The sequence below is a fragment of the Cryobacterium sp. TS_SC_7 genome (assembly GCF_056156285.1).
Genome location: NZ_CM149589.1, coordinates 964,768 through 982,979, shown reverse-complemented (window position 1 = coordinate 982,979; position 18,212 = coordinate 964,768). Strand labels below are relative to the sequence as shown.

21 protein-coding genes, 2 tRNA genes and 1 riboswitch are annotated in these 18,212 nt (G+C 69.6%); of the genes, 15 read left to right on the top strand and 8 right to left on the bottom strand.

Annotated features, from left to right (window positions below; genetic code table 11):
• Position 1 precedes the first annotated feature (1 nt).
• Genes gatA through AC0J5J_RS04610 form a run of 4 tightly spaced genes read left to right on the top strand, consistent with a single transcriptional unit; the run spans position 2 to position 4,483 of the window.
• Positions 2–1,564 (top strand): Asp-tRNA(Asn)/Glu-tRNA(Gln) amidotransferase subunit GatA, encoded by a 1,563-nt coding sequence (gene gatA, locus AC0J5J_RS04625; protein WP_134425423.1) that lies wholly within the window; start codon positions 2–4, stop codon positions 1,562–1,564.
• On the top strand, positions 1,564–3,069 hold the full coding sequence (gatB, locus tag AC0J5J_RS04620) for an Asp-tRNA(Asn)/Glu-tRNA(Gln) amidotransferase subunit GatB (RefSeq protein ID WP_474899740.1): 1,506 nt from the start codon (positions 1,564–1,566) through the stop codon (positions 3,067–3,069). The genes gatA and gatB overlap by 1 nt, the downstream gene beginning before the upstream one ends.
• Positions 3,069–3,380 carry a hypothetical protein gene (locus tag AC0J5J_RS04615; RefSeq protein ID WP_474899738.1) on the top strand — a complete coding sequence of 104 codons (312 nt, stop codon included), beginning with the start codon at positions 3,069–3,071 and terminating at the stop codon, positions 3,378–3,380. The genes gatB and AC0J5J_RS04615 overlap by 1 nt, the downstream gene beginning before the upstream one ends.
• Positions 3,377–4,483, top strand: coding sequence for a VIT1/CCC1 transporter family protein (locus AC0J5J_RS04610; protein ID WP_474899736.1), 1,107 nt, complete (start codon positions 3,377–3,379; stop codon positions 4,481–4,483). Before AC0J5J_RS04615 ends, AC0J5J_RS04610 begins: the two co-directional genes overlap by 4 nt.
• Positions 4,484–4,840: 357 nt before the next feature.
• Here the strand turns inward: AC0J5J_RS04610 and AC0J5J_RS04605 are convergent, their stop codons facing one another.
• Positions 4,841–5,401 (bottom strand): TIGR03086 family metal-binding protein, encoded by a 561-nt coding sequence (locus AC0J5J_RS04605; RefSeq protein ID WP_474899734.1) that lies wholly within the window; start codon positions 5,399–5,401, stop codon positions 4,841–4,843.
• A 184-nt stretch (positions 5,402–5,585) separates the two neighbouring features.
• Between AC0J5J_RS04605 and AC0J5J_RS04600 the strand changes: the two genes are divergently transcribed.
• Both AC0J5J_RS04600 and AC0J5J_RS04595 read left to right on the top strand, forming a co-directional pair.
• Complete coding sequence (locus AC0J5J_RS04600) at positions 5,586–6,881, top strand: DNA polymerase IV (RefSeq protein ID WP_474899732.1); 1,296 nt, start codon at positions 5,586–5,588, stop codon at positions 6,879–6,881.
• Between the two features lie 9 nt (positions 6,882–6,890).
• Positions 6,891–7,223, top strand: a complete 333-nt coding sequence (locus tag AC0J5J_RS04595; RefSeq protein ID WP_134425417.1) for a hypothetical protein — start codon at positions 6,891–6,893, stop codon at positions 7,221–7,223.
• A 78-nt stretch (positions 7,224–7,301) separates the two neighbouring features.
• On the opposite strand, the gene nhaA is transcribed toward AC0J5J_RS04595, so the two are convergent.
• Both nhaA and AC0J5J_RS04585 read right to left on the bottom strand, forming a co-directional pair.
• Positions 7,302–8,678 carry a Na+/H+ antiporter NhaA gene (gene nhaA, locus AC0J5J_RS04590; protein ID WP_134425416.1) on the bottom strand — a complete coding sequence of 459 codons (1,377 nt, stop codon included), beginning with the start codon at positions 8,676–8,678 and terminating at the stop codon, positions 7,302–7,304.
• A gap of 92 nt (positions 8,679–8,770) precedes the next feature.
• The gene (locus AC0J5J_RS04585; protein WP_134425415.1) at positions 8,771–8,950 is read right to left on the bottom strand and encodes a hypothetical protein; all 180 of its coding nucleotides are present in this window, start codon (positions 8,948–8,950) and stop codon (positions 8,771–8,773) included.
• Positions 8,951–9,018: 68 nt separating this feature from the next.
• Positions 9,019–9,129: riboswitch (TPP riboswitch) on the top strand.
• A gap of 37 nt (positions 9,130–9,166) precedes the next feature.
• Between AC0J5J_RS04585 and AC0J5J_RS04580 the strand changes: the two genes are divergently transcribed.
• From AC0J5J_RS04580 to AC0J5J_RS04560, 5 genes are read left to right on the top strand one after another with little or no spacing between them, the layout of a single operon-like run.
• Positions 9,167–9,799 carry an ECF transporter S component gene (locus AC0J5J_RS04580; RefSeq protein ID WP_474899730.1) on the top strand — a complete coding sequence of 211 codons (633 nt, stop codon included), beginning with the start codon at positions 9,167–9,169 and terminating at the stop codon, positions 9,797–9,799.
• Positions 9,800–9,809: 10 nt separating this feature from the next.
• The gene (locus tag AC0J5J_RS04575; protein WP_474899728.1) at positions 9,810–11,321 is read left to right on the top strand and encodes an ABC transporter ATP-binding protein; all 1,512 of its coding nucleotides are present in this window, start codon (positions 9,810–9,812) and stop codon (positions 11,319–11,321) included.
• Complete coding sequence (locus AC0J5J_RS04570) at positions 11,318–12,100, top strand: energy-coupling factor transporter transmembrane component T family protein (RefSeq protein ID WP_474899726.1); 783 nt, start codon at positions 11,318–11,320, stop codon at positions 12,098–12,100. The genes AC0J5J_RS04575 and AC0J5J_RS04570 overlap by 4 nt, the downstream gene beginning before the upstream one ends.
• 40 nt (positions 12,101–12,140) lie before the next feature.
• Entirely contained in the window at positions 12,141–12,713 is a 573-nt protein-coding gene (locus tag AC0J5J_RS04565; RefSeq protein WP_134425411.1) for a nucleoside/nucleotide kinase family protein, read from the top strand.
• Positions 12,714–12,722: 9 nt separating this feature from the next.
• Entirely contained in the window at positions 12,723–12,983 is a 261-nt protein-coding gene (locus AC0J5J_RS04560; RefSeq protein ID WP_134425410.1) for a hypothetical protein, read from the top strand.
• Between the two features lie 24 nt (positions 12,984–13,007).
• On the opposite strand, the gene AC0J5J_RS04555 is transcribed toward AC0J5J_RS04560, so the two are convergent.
• From AC0J5J_RS04555 to orn, 5 genes are all read right to left on the bottom strand, one after another.
• Positions 13,008–14,309 carry a D-alanyl-D-alanine carboxypeptidase family protein gene (locus AC0J5J_RS04555; protein WP_474899724.1) on the bottom strand — a complete coding sequence of 434 codons (1,302 nt, stop codon included), beginning with the start codon at positions 14,307–14,309 and terminating at the stop codon, positions 13,008–13,010.
• 23 nt (positions 14,310–14,332) lie between these two features.
• Complete coding sequence (locus AC0J5J_RS04550; RefSeq protein ID WP_474900189.1) at positions 14,333–14,683, bottom strand: metallopeptidase family protein; 351 nt, start codon at positions 14,681–14,683, stop codon at positions 14,333–14,335.
• A 53-nt stretch (positions 14,684–14,736) separates the two neighbouring features.
• On the bottom strand, positions 14,737–15,633 hold the full coding sequence (locus tag AC0J5J_RS04545) for an ABC transporter substrate-binding protein (RefSeq protein WP_474899722.1): 897 nt from the start codon (positions 15,631–15,633) through the stop codon (positions 14,737–14,739).
• Positions 15,634–15,789: 156 nt separating this feature from the next.
• Positions 15,790–15,865 (bottom strand) — tRNA-His (locus AC0J5J_RS04540).
• A gap of 41 nt (positions 15,866–15,906) precedes the next feature.
• The gene (gene orn / locus AC0J5J_RS04535; RefSeq protein WP_134425329.1) at positions 15,907–16,527 is read right to left on the bottom strand and encodes an oligoribonuclease; all 621 of its coding nucleotides are present in this window, start codon (positions 16,525–16,527) and stop codon (positions 15,907–15,909) included.
• A 70-nt stretch (positions 16,528–16,597) separates the two neighbouring features.
• On the opposite strand from orn, the gene AC0J5J_RS04530 reads away from it, so the two are divergent.
• From AC0J5J_RS04530 to mtnN, 4 genes are all read left to right on the top strand, one after another.
• Positions 16,598–16,858: a YbbN family protein gene (locus tag AC0J5J_RS04530; protein WP_474899720.1), complete on the top strand. Its 261-nt coding sequence runs from the start codon at positions 16,598–16,600 to the stop codon at positions 16,856–16,858.
• Positions 16,859–16,899: 41 nt separating this feature from the next.
• Positions 16,900–16,972 (top strand) — tRNA-Arg (locus AC0J5J_RS04525).
• A 64-nt stretch (positions 16,973–17,036) separates the two neighbouring features.
• Positions 17,037–17,489, top strand: coding sequence for an S-ribosylhomocysteine lyase (locus AC0J5J_RS04520; protein WP_474900188.1), 453 nt, complete (start codon positions 17,037–17,039; stop codon positions 17,487–17,489).
• Positions 17,486–18,211 carry a 5'-methylthioadenosine/S-adenosylhomocysteine nucleosidase gene (gene mtnN, locus AC0J5J_RS04515; RefSeq protein ID WP_474899718.1) on the top strand — a complete coding sequence of 242 codons (726 nt, stop codon included), beginning with the start codon at positions 17,486–17,488 and terminating at the stop codon, positions 18,209–18,211. The genes AC0J5J_RS04520 and mtnN overlap by 4 nt, the downstream gene beginning before the upstream one ends.
• Position 18,212 lies beyond the last annotated feature (1 nt).

Below are 18,212 nucleotides of genomic sequence, written 5' to 3'. Positions count from 1 at the left end.
CATGACCAACGTGATCAAGCTGTCCGCTTCCGCTCTCTCCGAGCTTCTGTCCGATCGGTCCGTCAGTTCCGTCGAGGTGACCCAGGCTCACCTGGATCGCATCGAGGCCATCGACACCGGCGTGCACGCTTTCCTGCACGTGTCCGGCGAGGCCGCGCTTGCCGCCGCCGCCCGCGTCGACGCCCGCCGGGCCGCCGGTGAGGTGCTCGGACCGCTTGCCGGGGTGCCCATCGCCATCAAGGACGTGCTCGCCACCATCGACATGCCCTCGACCGCCGGTTCCAGGATTCTCGAGGGCTGGATTCCGCCCTACGACGCCACCGTGGTCAAGCGCGTGCGGGACGCCGGACTGATCCCTCTCGGCAAGACCAACATGGACGAATTCGCGATGGGTTCGTCGACCGAGTTCTCCGCCTACGGCCCGACGCACAACCCGTGGGACTTCGACCGGATTCCCGGCGGCTCCGGCGGTGGCTCCGCGGCCGCGGTCAGCTCCTTCGAGGCGCCGCTCGCGCTCGGCAGTGACACCGGCGGCTCGATCCGCCAGCCGGCCGCCGTCACCGGGTCGGTCGGCGTCAAGCCGACGTACGGCGGCGTGTCCCGCTATGGCTCGATCGCTCTCGCATCCTCTCTGGACCAGGTCGGCCCGGTCACCCGCACGGTGCTCGACGCCGCACTGCTGCACGACGTGATCGGCGGGCACGACCCGCTCGACTCCACGTCGCTCACGGATTCCTGGCCGTCGATGGCCGCCGCGGCCCGCTCCGGCCTCGCCGACGGCGCCCTCAAGGGGGTGCGGGTCGGTGTGATCAAGGAGTTGAACGGCGATGGATTCCAGGCCGGCGTCTCGCAGCGCTTCACCGAAACCCTCGCGCTGCTCTCAGCGGCCGGCGCCGAGATCGTCGAGGTCAGCGCCCCGAACTTCGAGTACGCGATCGCCGCCTACTACCTGATTCTCCCGGCTGAGGCGTCGAGCAACCTGGCGCGCTTCGACTCGGTTCGCTTCGGCATCCGGGTCAACCCGGAAGACGGCCCCCTGACCAGCGAGCGGGTCATGGCGGCCACGCGCGACGCGGGCTTCGGCCCCGAGGTCAAGCGCCGCATCATCCTCGGCACCTACGCCCTCAGCGCCGGCTACTACGACGCGTACTACGGCAGCGCGCAGAAGGTGCGCACCCTGATCCAGCGGGACTTCGACGCGGCCTTCGCGAAGGTCGACGTGCTGGTGTCGCCCAGTGCACCGACCACCGCGTTCAAGTTCGGCGAGAAGATGGCCGATCCGATGGCCATGTACCTCAACGACGTCACCACGATCCCGGCCAACCTGGCCGGCGTGCCCGGAATGAGCCTGCCGATGGGTCTCGCACCCGAAGACGGACTGCCGGTGGGCCTGCAGATCATGGCGCCCGCGAAAATGGATGCCCGTCTCTACAGCTTCGGAGCGGCCGTCGAGGCGCTGCTCGAAGCATCCTGGGGGCACACGCTCCTCAGCCAGGCGCCGGACCTGGCGTCGACAGAAAAGATCACACGCGCCGCGTTCACAAGCACAGAGGGAGCCATCTGATGAAGAAGGCCGAACTGATGGATTACGACAAGGCCCTGGAGCTGTTCGAGCCGGTGCTCGGCTTCGAGGTGCACGTCGAGCTCAACACCAAGACCAAGATGTTCTGCGGCTGTGCCAACGAATTCGGCCAGGGTGCCAACACGAACACCTGCCCGACCTGCCTGGGCCTGCCCGGCGGGCTGCCGCAGGTGAACGCGCAGGCCATCGAGTCCAGTATCCGGCTGGGGCTCGCCCTCGGCTGCGAGATCGCGGAGTACTCGCGGTTCGCGCGCAAGAACTACTTCTACCCGGACACGGCGAAGAACTTCCAGACCTCGCAGTACGACGAGCCGATCGCGTTCAACGGTCAGCTCACGATCGAACTGGAGAGCGGACGCCAGGTCACGGTCGACATCGAGCGCGCCCACATGGAGGACGACGCCGGCAAGCTCACCCACGTGGGTGGGGCGACCGGCCGCATCCAGGGCGCCGACTACTCGCTGGTCGACTACAACCGCGGCGGCGTGCCGTTGGTCGAGATCGTCACCCAGATGATCGAGGGCGGTGAGGCCGACTCGCCCGAGATCGGCCGCACCTACGTCGCCGCCATCCGCGAGATCGTCAAGGCGCTCGGCGTCTCCAACGCCCGGATGGAAGAGGGCAACGTGCGCTGCGACGCGAACGTGTCCCTTCGCCCGCGCGGCTCGAACGTGCTCGGCACGCGCACCGAGACCAAGAACGTGAACTCGCTGCGGTCGGTCGAACGGGCCGTGCGCTACGAGATCCAGCGCCAGGCGGCGCTCCTGCACGCGGGCGGGACCATCACCCAGGAGACCCGGCACTGGCACGAAGACACCGGCATCACCTCGGCCGGCCGGCCCAAGTCCGACGCCGACGACTACCGGTACTTCCCGGAGCCCGACCTCGTCCCCGTGGCCCCGTCGCGGGAGTGGGTGGAAGAACTCCGCGCCACCCTGCCCGAGCCTCCGGCCGCCCGCCGCAAGCGGCTCCAGGCCGACTGGGGCTTCGCCGACCTCGAATTCCAGGATGTCGTCAACTCCGACCTCCTCGACGCCGTGGAAGCCACCATCGCGGCCGGTGCCGCAGCACAGGCCGCCCGCAAGTGGTGGACCGGCGAGGTCGCCCGCCTCGCGAACGTCTCCGGCGTCTCAGCCGACTCGCTCGTGCAGCCGGCGCAGGTCGCGGCCCTGATCGAGCTGGTCGTGGCCGGCACCCTGACCGACCGACTGGCCCGGCAGGTGCTCGAGGGTGTCATCGCCGGCGAGGGAACTCCGCTCGAGGTTGTCGAATCCCGGGGTCTGGCGGTCGTCTCCGACGACGGTGCGCTCATCGTCGCGATCGACGAGGCTCTCGCTGCCCAGCCGGACGTCCTCGCGAAAATCCGTGATGGCAAGGTGCAGGCGGCCGGGGCCGTGATCGGCGCCGTGATGAAGGCCATGCGGGGACAGGCGGATGCCGCCCGTGTGCGCGAGCTCGTGCTGGAGCGGGCCGGAACGGCCGAGTAATGGGCCTGCGGAACAGGCGCGGGCCCGCCACCGGGCGCACCGCTTCCGGGGCCGGCGCGCTCGGCGTCGGTGCGCAGGTTGTCGTGCGCCTGGACCGCGTGCGCTATCCGGACGCCACCGCGGAGGACCCGAGCGGCGTGATCGTGGCGGCCGGCGAACTCGACGGGGCGGCACTCTACGCCCCCGTGTCCGGGCGTGAGGCCGTGTGGGTCGTGCAGTTCGACGAACCCTTCTTCGGCCTCGACGGATCGGGCCCGCACGCGTCGGCCCGGGTCGCTCAGAGCTCACTCGACGCCGCCCCCGAGGCATGAGCGTCGTGGAGCAGGAACGTCCGGCGTCTTCCCAGGAGATTCGTCGCTGGCGACGGTATCTCGCCGACGAACGGGCCGAGGCGACCGTCTACCGTGACCTGGCCGGGCGTCGCTCCGGGGAGGAACGGGAGATCTTGCTCGCCCTCGCCGATGCCGAGGGTCGCCATGAGGCGCACTGGCGACGCCTGCTGGGCGACCAGGTCGGGCCGCCCCGTCGCGGAGCCCTGCGCACCCGGTTCCTGGGACTGCTGGCCCGACGCTTCGGCTCGGTGTTCGTGCTCGCCCTCGCCCAGCGTGCCGAGGCCCGCTCACCGTACGACGCAGACGCGGACGCCACCGAGACCATGGCGGCCGACGAGCGCATCCACGAGGAGGTCGTGCGCGGGCTGGCCGCCCGCGGTCGTCAGCGTCTGGCGGGAACCTTCCGGGCCGCCGTGTTCGGGATCAACGACGGTCTCGTCAGCAACCTGGCTCTGGTGCTGGGCATCGGCGCCACTGGAGTGCCCGCCGCGACCATCCTCTTCACCGGTATCGCCGGCCTCCTGGCGGGGGCTCTGTCGATGGGTGCAGGCGAGTACGTGTCGGTGCGGTCGCAGCGGGAACTCCTCGAGGCGTCCACGCCGAACCCGGCGTCCCGGAGCGTCCTGTCCCACCTCGATCTGGCCGCGAACGAGCTGACCCTGGTCTATCGAGCGCAGGGGATGTCTCCGGAGAAGGCAGAGATCCATGCGCGTGAGGTGCTGCGCACAGTGGCCATCGCCACCGGCCCGGTCGAGGTCAGGGCGACCGGCGGCCTGGCCCCGGCGGTGGACGAGCATGAAGCCATCGGCACCGGCATCGGCGCAGCCACGTCGAGCTTCTGCTTCTTCGCCTCCGGGGCGATCCTGCCCGTGCTGCCGTACCTGTTCGGCTTCGAGGGGATCACCGCGGTGATCATCGCCGCTGTACTCGTGGGGCTCGCGCTGTTGGCCACTGGTGCCACCGTCGGGCTCCTGTCCGGTGGGCCGCCCTGGCGCCGCGCCATCCGTCAGCTCATCATCGGGTTCGGCGCCGCCGGCGTCACCTACCTCCTCGGACTCGTCTTCGGAACGTCGATCGCCTAGCCCCGGTGGTTGAGCTCGTCGAAACCCGGTGGTTGAGCCTGTCGAAACCCGGTGGTTGAGCCTGTCGAAACCCGGTGGTTGAGCCTGTCGAAATCCGGTGGTTGAGCCTGTCGAAACCCGGTGGATCCGTCGTCACGCAACTGCGGAGATTTTCGGGAATCGCCGGTTCTGCTGGCCCGGTGATCGGCGTGTCGCGAAAATCTCCGAGGTTACCGCGGTCGGCGACGACGGATGCCGGTGGCACCCCTACCGAGGCCGGCGCACCGGGTCTCGACGAGCTCGACCACCGGGTCTCGACAAGCTCGACCACCGGGTCTCGCCGGGGCCGAGAAGGTGACCCGGTAGCCCTGCCGCCGCCTACGGCCGGCGCGGGTCTCGGCCGGTCAGGGCAAGCAGCCGGTGCTGCAGGGGTGCGTTCTCATCGGCCGGCACCGCCGAGGCGAAGAGGCCGCTGGCCTCGAGGGTGTCCCGTTGCGCCTCGAACACCGTCCACACCCCGGCGACCAGGTCGGCGTCCAACGTCTCGTCGGCATCCGTGGCCCGGGCCAGGTCCCAGGAATGGATCGTGACGTCGGAGACCTGCTCGCGCAGATAGTCGGCTGCTGTCACGGTGTCATACGACAGGGTCACCGGGGCGTCCGCCGGTGTCGCCGCCCAGGCTTCGGCTGCCCGTGCCGAATGGGTGGCCCACTCCGTCGTCAGGTCCGGGCCCAGCGGGGCGAGGGAGCGCCGGGCGTCGAGCACGGACAGGCCGCCCAGTAGCGGAGCGACCCACTGTTGCTCGAGCACCACGTGCCGCACGAGGTCGGTCACGGTCCACTCGGTGTCGGGGGTGGAGGCGTTCCACTCGGTGATCAGGTGCAGGCGGGCGGCGAACTCGTCGGCGGCCAGTTTCTGGAGTGCGATCCAGTCGTGCATGTATGGGACTCCCTGTGTGGTGCGGTGGCTCTGGGTGAAACGGTGACACTCTTCAAACGGTACAACCGGCGTCCGCCGCCTCGCATTCCGGCTGCGGCGGAGGCGTCGTTCTCCGATAGCGCAAACGCGAGCAGGGCGCCACCGGCTGTCGCGCCCTGTCACCGGTCCGGGTTAGGGTCTCTCCATGGGCAGGCAGGACGGCAGTGATCGCACGGTCTCGACCGACGCGGTCGACGACAGCACGGCGACCCTGCTTCACATCGACCTGGACGCGTTCTTCGCGTCGGTGGAACTGCTCGACCACCCCGAGTTGGTCGACCGTCCCGTGATCGTGGGGCACCGCTCCGGCCGCTCGGTGGTCACGGCGGCGAACTACGTCGCCCGGCGCTACGGCGTCAATTCGGCCATGCCCATGGCCATCGCCCTGCGGCGCTGCCCCTCGGCGGTGGTGCTCGAACCGCACATGAGCCGGTACAAGGACTACTCCGCCCGGGTGATGCGCATCTTCGGCGACTTCACCCCCCTGGTCGAGCAGCTCGGCATCGACGAGGCCTTCCTGGACGTGGCAGGGGCGCGCCGCCTGCACGGCTCTCCGGCCGAGATCGGGGCGCAGATCCGGGCCCGGGTCGTGGCCGAGACCGGGCTGACCTGCTCGGTCGGCGCGGCCAGCACGAAGTTCGTCGCCAAGATGGCCTCGGGCCGGGCGAAACCCAACGGCCTGCTTGTGGTGCCGGCCGACGACACCCTCGCGTTCCTGCATCCGCTGCCCGTCGCCGCTCTCTGGGGGGTCGGCGCCACGACCGAGCAGACCCTGATCGGGCAGGGACTGCGCACCATCGGTGACCTGGCCGCCATCCCGCTGGCTGCACTGCAGAAAAGCGTGGGTGAGGCCTCGGGGCGCAAGCTGCATGATCTGGCCTGGGGGAGAGATCCGCGGGCCGTCACGGTGGAACACGAGGAGAAGAGTGTCGGTCACGAGGTCACCTTCGAACACGACGTGACGGATGTCGCCCGGCTCCGCAGCGAACTGCTGCGGCAGTCCGACGCCGTGGCGGCCCGGCTGCGCCGCGCCGGCCTCGTCGGCCGCTGCGTGGTGCTCAAGCTGCGTTACGCGGACTTCAGTACCGTCACCCGCTCGCGCACACTCGCCGAGCCGACCGATGTGGGCCGCCGCATCTACGAGGAGGCGGCAGCCAGTTTCGGGGTGCTCGCGGCCCGGGGAATCCGGGTGCGCCTGATCGGTGTGCGCGTCGAACAGCTCAGCGACGGCGACGGCGCCGGGGTGGCCCTGTGGGACCCCGACGACGACTGGCGCGGCGCGGAACGGGCGGTGGACTCGCTGACGGCCCGGTTCGGGCGGGGCACGGTGCGACCGGCATCGTTGCTCGAGCCGAGCGCCCGCGAGCCCGGCACCCGCGAGCCCGGCACCCGCGAGCCCGCGGCCGGCCCCTCTGACCAGCCCAAACCCGACAGGGGGTAGCCTGAAAGCATGACTAGCCTTCCAGAACGACTCGCAGACATCTCCCGTTCCGCCGGCGTCCGGTCGGCGTACGGCGATCCCGTCCAGGTGGACGGCGTGACCCTGATTCCCGTCGCCCTCGTCTACTACGGCTTCGGCGGCGGCGAGGGTGACTCCGCGGCAACCGGCAGCGGTTCCGGCGGCGGCGGTGGCGGTGCGTCCCTGCCGATCGGCGCCTACGTGAAGTCCGGCGCGACCGCGCGTTTCGAACCCAACGTCATCTCGCTGCTCGCCGTGGGCATCCCGTTCGTCTGGGTTGCCGGCAAGACAATCGCGCGCATCATCCGCGCCCTGAAGCGCTAGCAGCGAAAAGCACCGGCCGCCCGGCCGCCCAGCCTCCACGGTTGAGGCGGCCGGGCGGCCGACTGTGCTTCGGCGCGGTCAGTGCCCGGTGCCGCGCCCGGCGCGAGCAGGCTCGGCCTGGAACACGTCGGGAATGCCGTCGTTGTCGGCGTCGAGCGCTTCCTTGTCGGCGATGCGCCCGTAGTGCCGGTCGCGGCTCCGCAGTACCACCGTCGCCAGCAGGGCGGCCAGCAGCGAACCGGTCAGGATGGCCACCTTGGCGTGGTCGTCGTGCGGGCTGCCCTGGCCGAAGGCCAGTTCGCTGATCAGCAGGGACACCGTGAAACCGACCCCGGCGAGCATGGCGACCCCGATCACGTCCACCCAGGCCAGATCCGGGTCCAGCGCCCCGCGGGTGGTCTTGGTGACCAGCACGGTCGCCAGCAGGATACCGACCGGCTTGCCGACGACCAGGGCCACGACGATTCCGATCGCGACCGGGTCGGTCAGCGCCGTCGCCAGGCCGTCCACTCCGCCGATCGTGACTCCGGCGGAGAAGAACGCGAACACCGGCACGGCGAACCCGGCCGACAGCGGGCGGATGCGGTGCTCGAGAATCTCGGCCAGACCCGGGCCGGCCTCCGGCCCGCCGCCGCGGCGACTGCGCAGCACCGGCACGGCGAAGCCGAGCAGCACACCGGCAACAGTGGCGTGGATGCCGGAACCGTGTACGAGAGCCCAGGTCACGAAGCCGAGCGGCAAGAGGATGGCGCCCGCGGCCCATCTCGTGGTGCCGAGCAGGTAGGAGTACTTGTGGGCCAGGAACGCGAACAGGCCGAGCGGCACGATTGCGAGCAGCAGCAGGATCGGTTGGAGGTCTCCCGAGTAGAAGAAGGCGATGATGGCGATGGCGAGCAGGTCGTCGACCACGGCCAGGGTCAGGAGGAAGATCCGCAGCGCACTGGGGAGGCGGGAGCCGATCACGGCCAGCACGGCCACGGCGAAAGCGATATCGGTGGCGGTGGGAATGGCCCAGCCGCGCAACATCTCCGGCCCTGAGCTGAACGCGATGGCGGCGAAGATCAGCGCCGGCACGACGACGCCGCCGACGGCCGCGGCGACCGGTACGACGGCGCGGCTGAAACTGCGCAGATCGCCGGCGACGAACTCACGCTTGAGTTCGAGGCCTGCGATGAAGAAGAAGATCGCGAGGAGTCCATCGGCCGCCCACGCTCCGAGGCTCAGGTTCAGGTGCCACGGCTCATAGCCGACCTGGAAGTCCCGCACCGAATAGTAGAAGTCGGAAGCACCCGTGTTGGCCAGGATCAGCGCCAGAACGGTCGCCACGAGCAGAAGTGCGCCGCCGACGGTCTCCTTGCGCAGGATGGTCGCGACATGCAGGTACTCGCGGTAGCTGCCGCGGCGGAAGACGTTCTGCTTCGGGGCGGCAGGCAGGGATGGTGGTGGTGTCGTCATAGACGAGCCTCAGGCAATCGGGTTTTATGGCACACGAACAATACTGTCGACCAGACTTCCCGACTCACCGCTTCGAGCGTACCGCGTTCGGGCTAGCGTCGCCGCCCACGCCGGCGGTGCCACCACCGGCCGGGCCAGCCGCGCCAGCGTGCGGGAAAGTGCCAGGGACCGCGCACGGGCAGGCCGCGCAGCATGCGTCGCCGGCGCCGGATGAGCACACGCAGCAGGAAGAGCAGCAGCGCGGCGAGGAGCAGAGGAACGACGAACGTCATCGGCACTCGGCCTGGCTGCACCGGTACGCCCTGGATCCCATCCCGTGAGTCTAGGCCGCGGTCTATACTCGAACTGAACACGGGAGTCCGGTCAACCGGGCTGAGAGGAAGCTTCGGAAGCTTCGACCGTCGAACCTGATCTGGATCATGCCAGCGCAGGGAGGCAGATTTTCTCGTTCCCGTGCCCTGGAACCATCTACGGAAAGGGCACGACCAGTGCACGCTACATCCACCCTTCTCACCCCCTCCACATCCCGGCAGCCACGCTCGTACCGCTGGCGTGTCGTCGACATCGTCATCGCCAGCGTCATCGGTGTGGCCAGCGGGCTGATCTTCATCGTCTGGAATCAGGCGTACAACCCGCTCAGCGGACTGCTGACCCCGTTGCTGCCGGGCCTGCAGGCTCTGCTGGGCGGCGGATGGCTGTTCGCCGGGGTCCTCGGCGGCCTCATCATCCGCAAACCCGGCGCCGCGATCTACACCGAACTGCTCGCAGCGGTCGTGTCGACCCTGGTCGGCGGCACCGCCTGGGGAGCCACCATCCTGGTGTCCGGCCTGGTGCAGGGTCTCGGTGCCGAGCTGGTCTTCGCGCTGTTCTTCTACGCCAACTACCGCCTCTACGTCGCACTGCTGGCCGGAGCGGGAGCCGGGCTCGCCCTCGCGGTCAACGACCTGCTGCTCTGGTACCCCGGCTCGGCCGCTCCCTTCATCACCATCTACACCGCCTCCTCGATCGTCTCCGGCATCGTCGTGGCGGGGTTGCTGTCCTGGCTCGCCATGCGCGGCCTCGCCCGCACCGGAGCGCTGTCGCGCTTCGCCGCCGGGCGCTCCAGCCGCACCCGGGTATGAGGGGTCTTCCATGACACCGAAAGCCGCGGCATCCGTCTCGGGCGCGTCCGTCGTGGCCCGCGGCTGGGGCTGGCGGCATGCCGGGCGGCGGGCCTGGGCGGTCGACGGCGTCGATCTCCGGATCGAGCCGGGTGAGCGTGTGCTGCTGCTGGGTGCTTCCGGGGCCGGCAAATCCACCCTGCTGCACGCCCTTGCGGGCGTGCTCGGCGGGGAGGAGGAGGGTGAGCGGCGCGGTCAGCTGCTCGTGAACGGCGCCGAGCCGAGCGCCGCGCGCGGCCAGTCCGGCCTGCTGCTGCAGGATCCGGACTCTCAGGTGATCCTGGCGCGCGTCGGCGACGACGTCGCGTTCGGATGTGAGAACCTCGGCGTGCCCCGCGACGAGATCTGGCGCCGGGTGACGGATGCCCTCACGATGGTGGGCCTGAACGTGCCGCTGGATCATCCGACCTCGGCGTTGTCGGGCGGGCAGAAGCAGCGGCTGGCCCTGGCCGGCGTGCTGGCCATGCGGCCGGGGCTGCTGCTGCTCGACGAGCCGACCGCGAACGTCGACCCAGAGGGGGTTCTCGAGGTGCGGGAATCCGTGGCCCGGGTGCTCGAGCGCTCCGAGGCGACCTTCATCGTGATCGAGCACCGGGTCGCGATCTGGCAGAACCTCGTCAACCGGGTGATCGTGCTCGATGCGGCCGGAGGGGTTCTGGCCGACGGGTGTCCCGACGACGTGCTGACGAGCCAGGGGGACCGGCTCGCGGCCGCGGGCGTGTGGGTGCCCGGGCGGGGCAGCGGCCTGGTCGCCGCCCGGCGGGACGCTCCCGCCGGGACGGCGACGCTGCTGCGGACTCCCGGACTCGCCATCGCGCGAACCAAGGCCGAGATCGTCGCCCGGGACATCGAGGTGGAGGTTCTGGCCGGGACGGCGCTGGCCCTCACCGGGCCGAATGGGGCCGGCAAGTCCACGCTCGCGCTCACCCTCGCAGGCCTGCTGAAACCGGCTGGGGGAGCGGTGCTCGCCGTCCCGGAGTTCGCCGCCGGAGCCGGCCCCGAGCCCATCCGCTGGAAGTCGCGCCAGCTGCTCACCCGCATCGGTACCGTCTTTCAGGACCCCGAGCACCAGTTCGTGGCGGCCACCGTCAGGGCGGAGCTCTCCGTGGGGCCGCGCGCCCTCAGACAGCCGGAGGCGGCGATCACCGCCCGGGTCGACCAGGTTCTGCAACGGCTGCGCCTGGATCACCTGGCGGACGCGAATCCGTTCACCCTCTCCGGCGGTGAGAAACGCCGCCTGTCGGTGGGCACCGTACTGGCCACACAGCCGAAACTGCTCGTGCTCGACGAACCGACCTTCGGGCAGGACCTGCGCACCTGGCGGGAGATCGTGGCCCTGCTCGACGAACTCCTCCGGGAGGGAACCGCCCTGGTCGCGGTCTCCCACGACGTCGATTTCGTGGCCGCCGTGGCGCACCGGGAGTACCGGTTGGCCGGGCGAGCGGCCGCTCCGGCCGTCACCGCGGGCGCGGTGCCGCGATGAGCCTGCTCGCGCCCGCCCAGGGGCACCGGGCCATCTTCCGGATCAACCCGGTGGCGAAGCTGGCGGCAGCCCTGCTGCTGGCGGGTGTGCTCATCCTCACCATCGACTGGGTGTCCGCCGCCGTCGCGCTGGCCTGCGAGCTCGTGCTGTTCTTCTGGGCGGGCCTGTCACTGAAATCCTTCGCGCTGCGCACACTGCCGGTCTGGATCGCCGCGCCCACCGCGGGCGTCACCACCCTGCTCTACGGGCAGTCGGCCGGAACCGTCTACTGGGCGTTCGGGCTTGTGAACGTGACCGAGGGGTCGGTGGAGCTCGCGATCGCGACGACCCTGCGCATCCTTGCCGTCGGGCTGCCGTCGGTGGTGCTGTTCGTGACGGTCGACCCGACCGATCTGGCCGACGGCCTCGCCCAGGTCGTGAAGCTGCCGGCCCGATTCGTGCTGGGAGGCCTGGCCGGGCTGCGCCTGGTCGGGCTGTTCCTCGAGGACTGGCGCGCGCTGGAACTGGCCCGTCGGGCCCGCGGCATCGCGGACGGCGGGGCCGTGCGGCGGCTCCTCAGTCAGGCGTTCGCCCTGCTCGTGCTGTCGATCCGCCGCGGCAGCAAACTGGCGACCGCCATGGAAGCCCGCGGGTTCGGCGCCCCGGGACGGCGCAGCTGGGCCCGCGAGTCCACGTTCCGAGGCCGGGAGCTGGCCCTGGTCGGCATCGGGCTGGCCGTGGCCCTGCTCTCGGTGGGCGTGTCCGTGGCAACGGGAAGCTGGAATTTTGTCCTCACCTGAGAGGCCTCAGGCTTCCCCCGATCCGCTCCACGACCGACGGATGCTGCTGGCCCCCGTGATCCGGGATCTCGCCGCCGTCGGCGCCACGCCCGTCGTTCTCATCGACGGGCCGAGCGGGGCCGGAAAGAGCACCCTCGCCGACGCGCTGGTCGACGCCTGGCCGGGTGCGTTCCGCCCCACCCTGGTGCGGCTGGACGACATCTACCCCGGCTGGCAGGGGCTGGACGCCGCCTCCGTGCACCTGGCCGAGCATGTGCTCGTGCCGCGGGCGCTCGGTCTGCCGGCTGCCTGGCAGCGCTACGACTGGTCGCGGGGCGAACCGGCGGAGTGGCATCCGGTGCGCGCGGACCGTCCGCTGATCGTGGAGGGTTGCGGCACCCTCGCTGCGGCGCACACGGCGCGGAGCGACATCCGGGTGTGGCTGGGCGCCGACGACCGGATCCGCAAACAGCGGGCCCTCGCCCGAGACGGCGAGCTGTTCCGTTCGCACTGGGACGAGTGGGAGGCCGATTGGGAGGCGTACCGCGCACGGGAGCAGCCCGAGCAGCAGGCGACGGTCGTGCTCCTGGGGACTCCGGGCATCCGTCGCCCGCCAGACCGTGCGAGGGGCTAGGTTGAACGTATGGCTGATCAAGGTGCTGAAAACGTTCTTTACACCGCGGAGTTCATCGACGGGCCCCTCGCCGGGCAGGTCGACAACCGGGTACTGATCCACGGCAAGCATGACCCGCGGGTCAGCATGCTGGCGGCCGTCGAAGGCGTCGAGACTCTGTTCTGGTACGACGAGGTCGACACGCGCGACGTGCAGGGCCGCCTGCATGTGCGGTACCGGTTCGACGCCGGCGAGAGCGATCCGTACCTGCCTACCCGCGAAGGCGAGTAGCGGCCCGGACGGCTGACGGGTCGACTATCTGGTCGACTCGATCAGTGCGGAGATCATCGGAACCGGGTGCAGCAGACGCCAGCCGAGTCCGGGGGCGCTGATCGTCTGGTCGAGCACGAGCTTCGACGACACCTCGGCTCCGCCTGCCTCGACCGTGACCCGGCCGACGTCCTTGCCGGCCCGGCCGGTGGCGAAGTTCTCCAGGGTCACCTCGGCGGCGGTCGGGGCCTCGGCCTGCCAGCCGAAGGTGCTCTTCGCCGTGCGCACTGTTCCGGAGGCCGTCTCGCCCCACGGGGTGCTGAACTCCACGTAGGCGTCACCCTGGGCGAGGGTGGGCAGATCGCGCACGCCGGCACGGGCGCTCTCCATCAGGGCCGTGACGTCGGCGGTGAGGGTGTCGTAGTCAGGTTCGCCGATCAGCGCCCCGGCGAACGTGAACACCGAGTCGGGGCCCTGCACCTGGGCGGTGAAGAGGAAGCAGACGCCGGCGCCGTCCGTGTAGCTGCGCGTGATGCCGGTCACGCCTTCCTCGGCCAGGAACGCCGTGGTGTTGTCAACGCCGCGCTGGCCCACCAGGGCCGAGGCAGGCTGGGCGAGGATGCCGGCGACCACCGGGTCGGTGGCGGCCAGGCCGGCCAGCCGGGCGAGATCGCTCGCCGTTCCCACGCTGTCGTCGCTGAGGCCGGTGGCGTCGGCGACGCTCGTTGCGGATAGGCCCTGCTCGGCGAGCCAGGCGTTGGCCGCGGCGGTGTACGCATCGAGGGAGCCGAAGGCCCATCGGGCCAGGGTGTCGGCGTGGTTGTTGCTGGAGCCGAGGATCATCGCCTGGAGCAGCTCCGTCTGGGTCCACCGCTCACCCGGGAAGACGACAACGGCGCGGGCACCGGAATTGCCGTAGTCGATGTAACCCTGGTAGTCGGCGGCCGTGATCGCGACCTCAGGTCCGGTCTCACCGAGGGCCAGGGGCTTGGCGTCGAGGACGACCAGGGCGGTCACGATCTTCGTTGCGGCGGCCATCGGCAGCGGATCGCTCGTGCCGGCCACTGCGAGAGGTTCGGTGGTCGCCAGGGCGGCGGCGTCCATCACGGTCACGTCGGGAGCCGCAGGGTCGGGGGCCATCGCTGCCAGCCCGATGACGGCGCTGCCGCCGGTGGCCGGCAGCACGGGCGGGAACGGCACCGCCTCGCCCGCCGCCGGGGTGACGAGTGTGGCCGTGGCCTCCGGCAGCGGCCCGAGCAGAGTGGCCGGGCCGTACACTCCGACGGTCAGGATGACGAGCGCGCCGACCGTGGCGCCGATGATGCGGGCAGGCCGGGATCTACTCATGACGCAAGGCTAACGGTGGTTCGTCATCCCCAGCCGAGGTCGTGCAGCCTGTCGTCGTCGATGCCGTAGAAATGCGCGATCTCGTGCACGAGCGTGATGTGCACCTGGTCGCGCAGCTCGTCGAGGTCGGCGCACAGTTCCAGCAGAGGTTCGCGGTAGAGCACGATCCGGTCGGGCATCTCACCGAAGCCGTACTGCCCGCGCTCGGTCAGGGCCACCCCGTCGTAGAGGCCGAGAGTGTCGAGGGTGCCGTCCTCGGGCCGGTCCTCGACCACGAAGATCACGTTGTCCAGGCCGTCGATCATGTCGTCGGGCAGCAGATCCAGCTCCTCGACGACCAGACGTTCGAATTCCTCGTGGTCCAGCTGCGGCATCCGTTCAGAATCAGGCACCCGATCAGCATCTCACGCGGCACGCCCGCGGCGGATCAGCCGTTGGCGGCCGCATTGATCGTGATGGTCGTGAGCGCGCCGTCGGCGACCCCCCAGGCGGCAAGGATCTCACCGTAGGAACCGTCAGCGACCATCGACTGCAGAGCGGCCTGCACGGCCTCAGCCATACCGGAGTCCTTTTCCACGGCCATGCCGTACGACGTCTCGTCGAAGGAGCTGCCGGCCTTCTGCAGCTTGCCGGCGGTCCGCTGGATCGCGTAGAGGGTGACCGGTGAATCGGCGCTGAAGGCGTCGGCCTGGCCGAGCACCGTGGCGTTGGCGGCCAGGTCCTGGGTTTCGAACTTGAGCTTGACGATCGGGGGCTTGCCTGCCGCGACACAGTCGGCGTTCTTGGCGGGAATCTCTTCGGTGTCCTCGTAGCTGGCGGACTGCACGGCGACCTTCAGGCCGCAGGCGTCGTCGGGGTCCACGGTCGACCCGGTGGCGGAGGCCCATTGGATGCCCGCGCTGTAGTAGTTGACGAAGTCGACCTGCTCCTCGCGCTTGAGGTTGTCGGTGAACGACGAGTTGCCCACGTCGAGCTTGCCGCCCATGAGGCTCGGGATGATGGTCTCGAAGTTCGCCACCGTGTAGTCGGGGGTCAGACCCAGCTTGGCGGCGACCGCGGTGCCCAATTCGACGCCCCAGCCGATCGGGTTGCCGGAGGCGTCTTTGAACTCATTGGGGGAGTAGTTGGGGCTCGTTCCGATCACCAGCATGCCGGAGGCACGCACCTCCTCCGGGACCAACGCGGCGGCGGCAGTGTCCTCGGTGACGACGCGGGCGGGCGCGGTTCCGGCGGCGCCGGCGACCGGCACGGTGTTGTCGACGCAGCCCGTGAGCGCCAGGGTGGCCAGGGCAGCCACGAAGAGGAGGACGGAGCGAGCGCGCATGAAGGACTACTTTCAGCTGTCCCGAGCCGTCGGACCGATGGAGAGGCCACAGCGAGGACTGGCAGGGGGAAACGGGTGGTACCGGAGATGCGGCCGTGCGACCGGGAGACGATGCTCCGGTCGCACGACCACAGGGCGGCCACTGCGTGTTTCTATTGGGGTGAGTAACGGGGCTTGAACCCGCGGCCTTCCGGACCACAACCGGATGCTCTACCAGCTGAGCTATACCCACCATTCGTTGCTGTCCCGAAGGCCGGCAACTCAGCAAGTGTATTACATGTTCGGAGCGAAAATGTTCACGGCTTCGGCCGCGCTGTTCTTCGCCTGCTCGCTGGACGGGCCCGGGTCGGCCACGAACACGGTCTGACGGTAGTACGCGAGCTCGCGAATCGACTCGAGGATGTCGGCCAGGGCGCGGTGTCCGCCGTCCTTCGCGGGGGCGTTGAAGTAGACCCGGGGGTACCAGCGCCGGGCGAGTTCCTTGATCGAGGAGACGTCGACGTTGCGGTAATGCAACTGGTTGTCCAGGCGGGGCATGTACTTCGTCAGGAATGCCCGGTCGGTGCCGATGGAGTTGCCGGCCAGCGGCGCCTTCTGATCGGCCGGGATGAACTTGAGCACGTAGTCGAGAACGAGGGTCTCGGCCTCGGCAGCGCTGATGCCGTTCGGGATCTCGGTGATCAGCCCGCTGGTCACGTGCATGTTGCGCACGAAGTCGTTCATGTTCTCGAGTGCGGCGGGGTTCGGCTTGATGATGAGGTCGAGGCCCGGGTCGATGATGTTGAGGTCGTAATCGGTGATCACCACCGCGATCTCCACCAGTTCATCGGAGTCAATGTCCAAACCGGTCATTTCGCAGTCAATCCATACCAACCGGTCACTACTTTTTGTCATAGGGCGAGTCTATCGGCGGCCACCGACCGGTCCCGCAGCGAGGCAGCGGACGGTCCGTAGACTACCGATCATGGAATTGACGTACTACTCCTCCGCGTTCTGCGAGCCGTGCATGCAGACCCGTGCGGTGCTGGTCGAGGTGGAGCGGCTGGTGCCGCAGGCATCCGTGCGTGAACTGGACGTGGCCCGGGATACCGGCGAAGCCGAGGCCGACGGCATCCGCACCACCCCCACCGTGATCGTGCGGGACGCGAACGGGGTCGAGGTCTTCCGGGCCACGGGCGTACCGACCCTCGCCCAGGTGCTCGTCGCGGCCGCCAAAGCGATCTGAGCGCCTCCCGGCCGCGTCTGCGGTATCGTTGAACGTTCTTCGCCCCCGTAGCTCAGTGGATAGAGCAGCGGCCTTCTAATCCGCTTGTCGTAGGTTCGATTCCTACCGGGGGCACCGTCTCACCACAGTCTCACCACCGCTTCAATTTTCTCAGGGAGATCACGTGAACCAGCCACGCATGAACGTCGAATCATTCAACCTCGACCACCGCACGGTCGCCGCTCCCTACGTGCGCCTGGCCGACACCAAGGCGCTGCCGCACGGCGACACGCTCGTCAAATACGACGTGCGCTTCACCCAGCCGAACGTGGCGCACCTGGAGATGCCCGCGGTTCACTCGATCGAGCACCTCTTCGCCGAGCATTCCCGCAACCATTCCGACCGGGTCATCGACTTCTCGCCGATGGGCTGCCAGACCGGGTTCTACCTCATACTGCAGGGCCAGCCCGAATACGCCGAGGTTCTCGGGCTGATCGAGGCCACCCTGACCGACATCCTCGGCGCCACCGAGGTGCCTGCCGCCAACGAGGTGCAGTGCGGCTGGGGAGCGAACCACTCACTGACCGCGGCGCAGGACGCGGTGAAGACCTTCCTCGCAGCCCGTTCCGACTGGGCCACCGTCACCGCGTGAGCGTCATCGATGCGATCATCCTGGTCGCGATGGACGAGGAGGCCGCTCCGTTCCTGGCTGCGGCCACCGCATGCGCCTCGCCGGTCACGGTCGGGAAGGCCCGGCAGTACCGCCTGACTGTGGCCGGCCGCGAGGTGCTGCTCGTGCAGGGCGGCATCGGGCTGGTCAACGCGGCCGGGGCGGCGACATCCGCCATCCTGGCTGCCCGGACCGACGATGCCGAAGCGACCCCTCTGCTGATCAGTGCCGGTTCGGCCGGCGGGGTCGGCGTGCAGGTGCAGGTGGGCGAGGTCGTTGTCGGCAGCGAGTACCTGAACAGTGACGCCGACGCACGCGCCTTCGGGTACGTACTCGGGCAGGTTCCGGGCATGCCGGCCCGTTACACCGGCGCCCCCGCAGCGCTGGTCGGGGCTGAGTCCCCGACGCGGATGCCCGACGGATCCGCCCTGGTCGTTCACCGCGGTCTGATGGTCTCCAACGACGCCTTCGTGAGCGTGGAGCGCGCCGAACTCCTTCGTGAGCTGTTTCCAGGTGTTCTCGCGACCGACATGGAATCCGTGGGCGCCGCCCAGACCTGTTTCGCGCACAACGTGCCGTTCGTGGCCATCCGCGGCATCTCCGACCTGTGCGGACCGGTCGACGATCACCTCACCCACGTGGATGACGCGGCCGACCGCTCGGCCGCAGTCGTGCTGGAGACGCTGCGCCGACTCACAGACTGAG

Bases quoted from the DNA above. Each gene is read 5' to 3' on its own strand.
- gatA (WP_134425423.1), top strand. From the start codon at position 2: ATGACCAACGTGATCAAGCTGTCCGCTTCCGCTCTCTCCGAGCTTCTG.
- gatB (WP_474899740.1), top strand. From the start codon at position 1,564: ATGAAGAAGGCCGAACTGATGGATTACGACAAGGCCCTGGAGCTGTTC.
- AC0J5J_RS04615 (WP_474899738.1), top strand. From the start codon at position 3,069: ATGGGCCTGCGGAACAGGCGCGGGCCCGCCACCGGGCGCACCGCTTCC.
- AC0J5J_RS04610 (WP_474899736.1), top strand. From the start codon at position 3,377: ATGAGCGTCGTGGAGCAGGAACGTCCGGCGTCTTCCCAGGAGATTCGT.
- AC0J5J_RS04605 (WP_474899734.1), bottom strand. From the start codon at position 5,401: ATGCACGACTGGATCGCACTCCAGAAACTGGCCGCCGACGAGTTCGCC.
- AC0J5J_RS04600 (WP_474899732.1), top strand. From the start codon at position 5,586: ATGGGCAGGCAGGACGGCAGTGATCGCACGGTCTCGACCGACGCGGTC.
- AC0J5J_RS04595 (WP_134425417.1), top strand. From the start codon at position 6,891: ATGACTAGCCTTCCAGAACGACTCGCAGACATCTCCCGTTCCGCCGGC.
- nhaA (WP_134425416.1), bottom strand. From the start codon at position 8,678: ATGACGACACCACCACCATCCCTGCCTGCCGCCCCGAAGCAGAACGTC.
- AC0J5J_RS04585 (WP_134425415.1), bottom strand. From the start codon at position 8,950: ATGACGTTCGTCGTTCCTCTGCTCCTCGCCGCGCTGCTGCTCTTCCTG.
- AC0J5J_RS04575 (WP_474899728.1), top strand. From the start codon at position 9,810: ATGACACCGAAAGCCGCGGCATCCGTCTCGGGCGCGTCCGTCGTGGCC.
- AC0J5J_RS04570 (WP_474899726.1), top strand. From the start codon at position 11,318: ATGAGCCTGCTCGCGCCCGCCCAGGGGCACCGGGCCATCTTCCGGATC.
- AC0J5J_RS04565 (WP_134425411.1), top strand. From the start codon at position 12,141: ATGCTGCTGGCCCCCGTGATCCGGGATCTCGCCGCCGTCGGCGCCACG.
- AC0J5J_RS04560 (WP_134425410.1), top strand. From the start codon at position 12,723: ATGGCTGATCAAGGTGCTGAAAACGTTCTTTACACCGCGGAGTTCATC.
- AC0J5J_RS04555 (WP_474899724.1), bottom strand. From the start codon at position 14,309: ATGAGTAGATCCCGGCCTGCCCGCATCATCGGCGCCACGGTCGGCGCG.
- AC0J5J_RS04550 (WP_474900189.1), bottom strand. From the start codon at position 14,683: ATGCCGCAGCTGGACCACGAGGAATTCGAACGTCTGGTCGTCGAGGAG.
- AC0J5J_RS04545 (WP_474899722.1), bottom strand. From the start codon at position 15,633: ATGCGCGCTCGCTCCGTCCTCCTCTTCGTGGCTGCCCTGGCCACCCTG.
- orn (WP_134425329.1), bottom strand. From the start codon at position 16,527: ATGACAAAAAGTAGTGACCGGTTGGTATGGATTGACTGCGAAATGACC.
- AC0J5J_RS04530 (WP_474899720.1), top strand. From the start codon at position 16,598: ATGGAATTGACGTACTACTCCTCCGCGTTCTGCGAGCCGTGCATGCAG.
- AC0J5J_RS04520 (WP_474900188.1), top strand. From the start codon at position 17,037: ATGAACGTCGAATCATTCAACCTCGACCACCGCACGGTCGCCGCTCCC.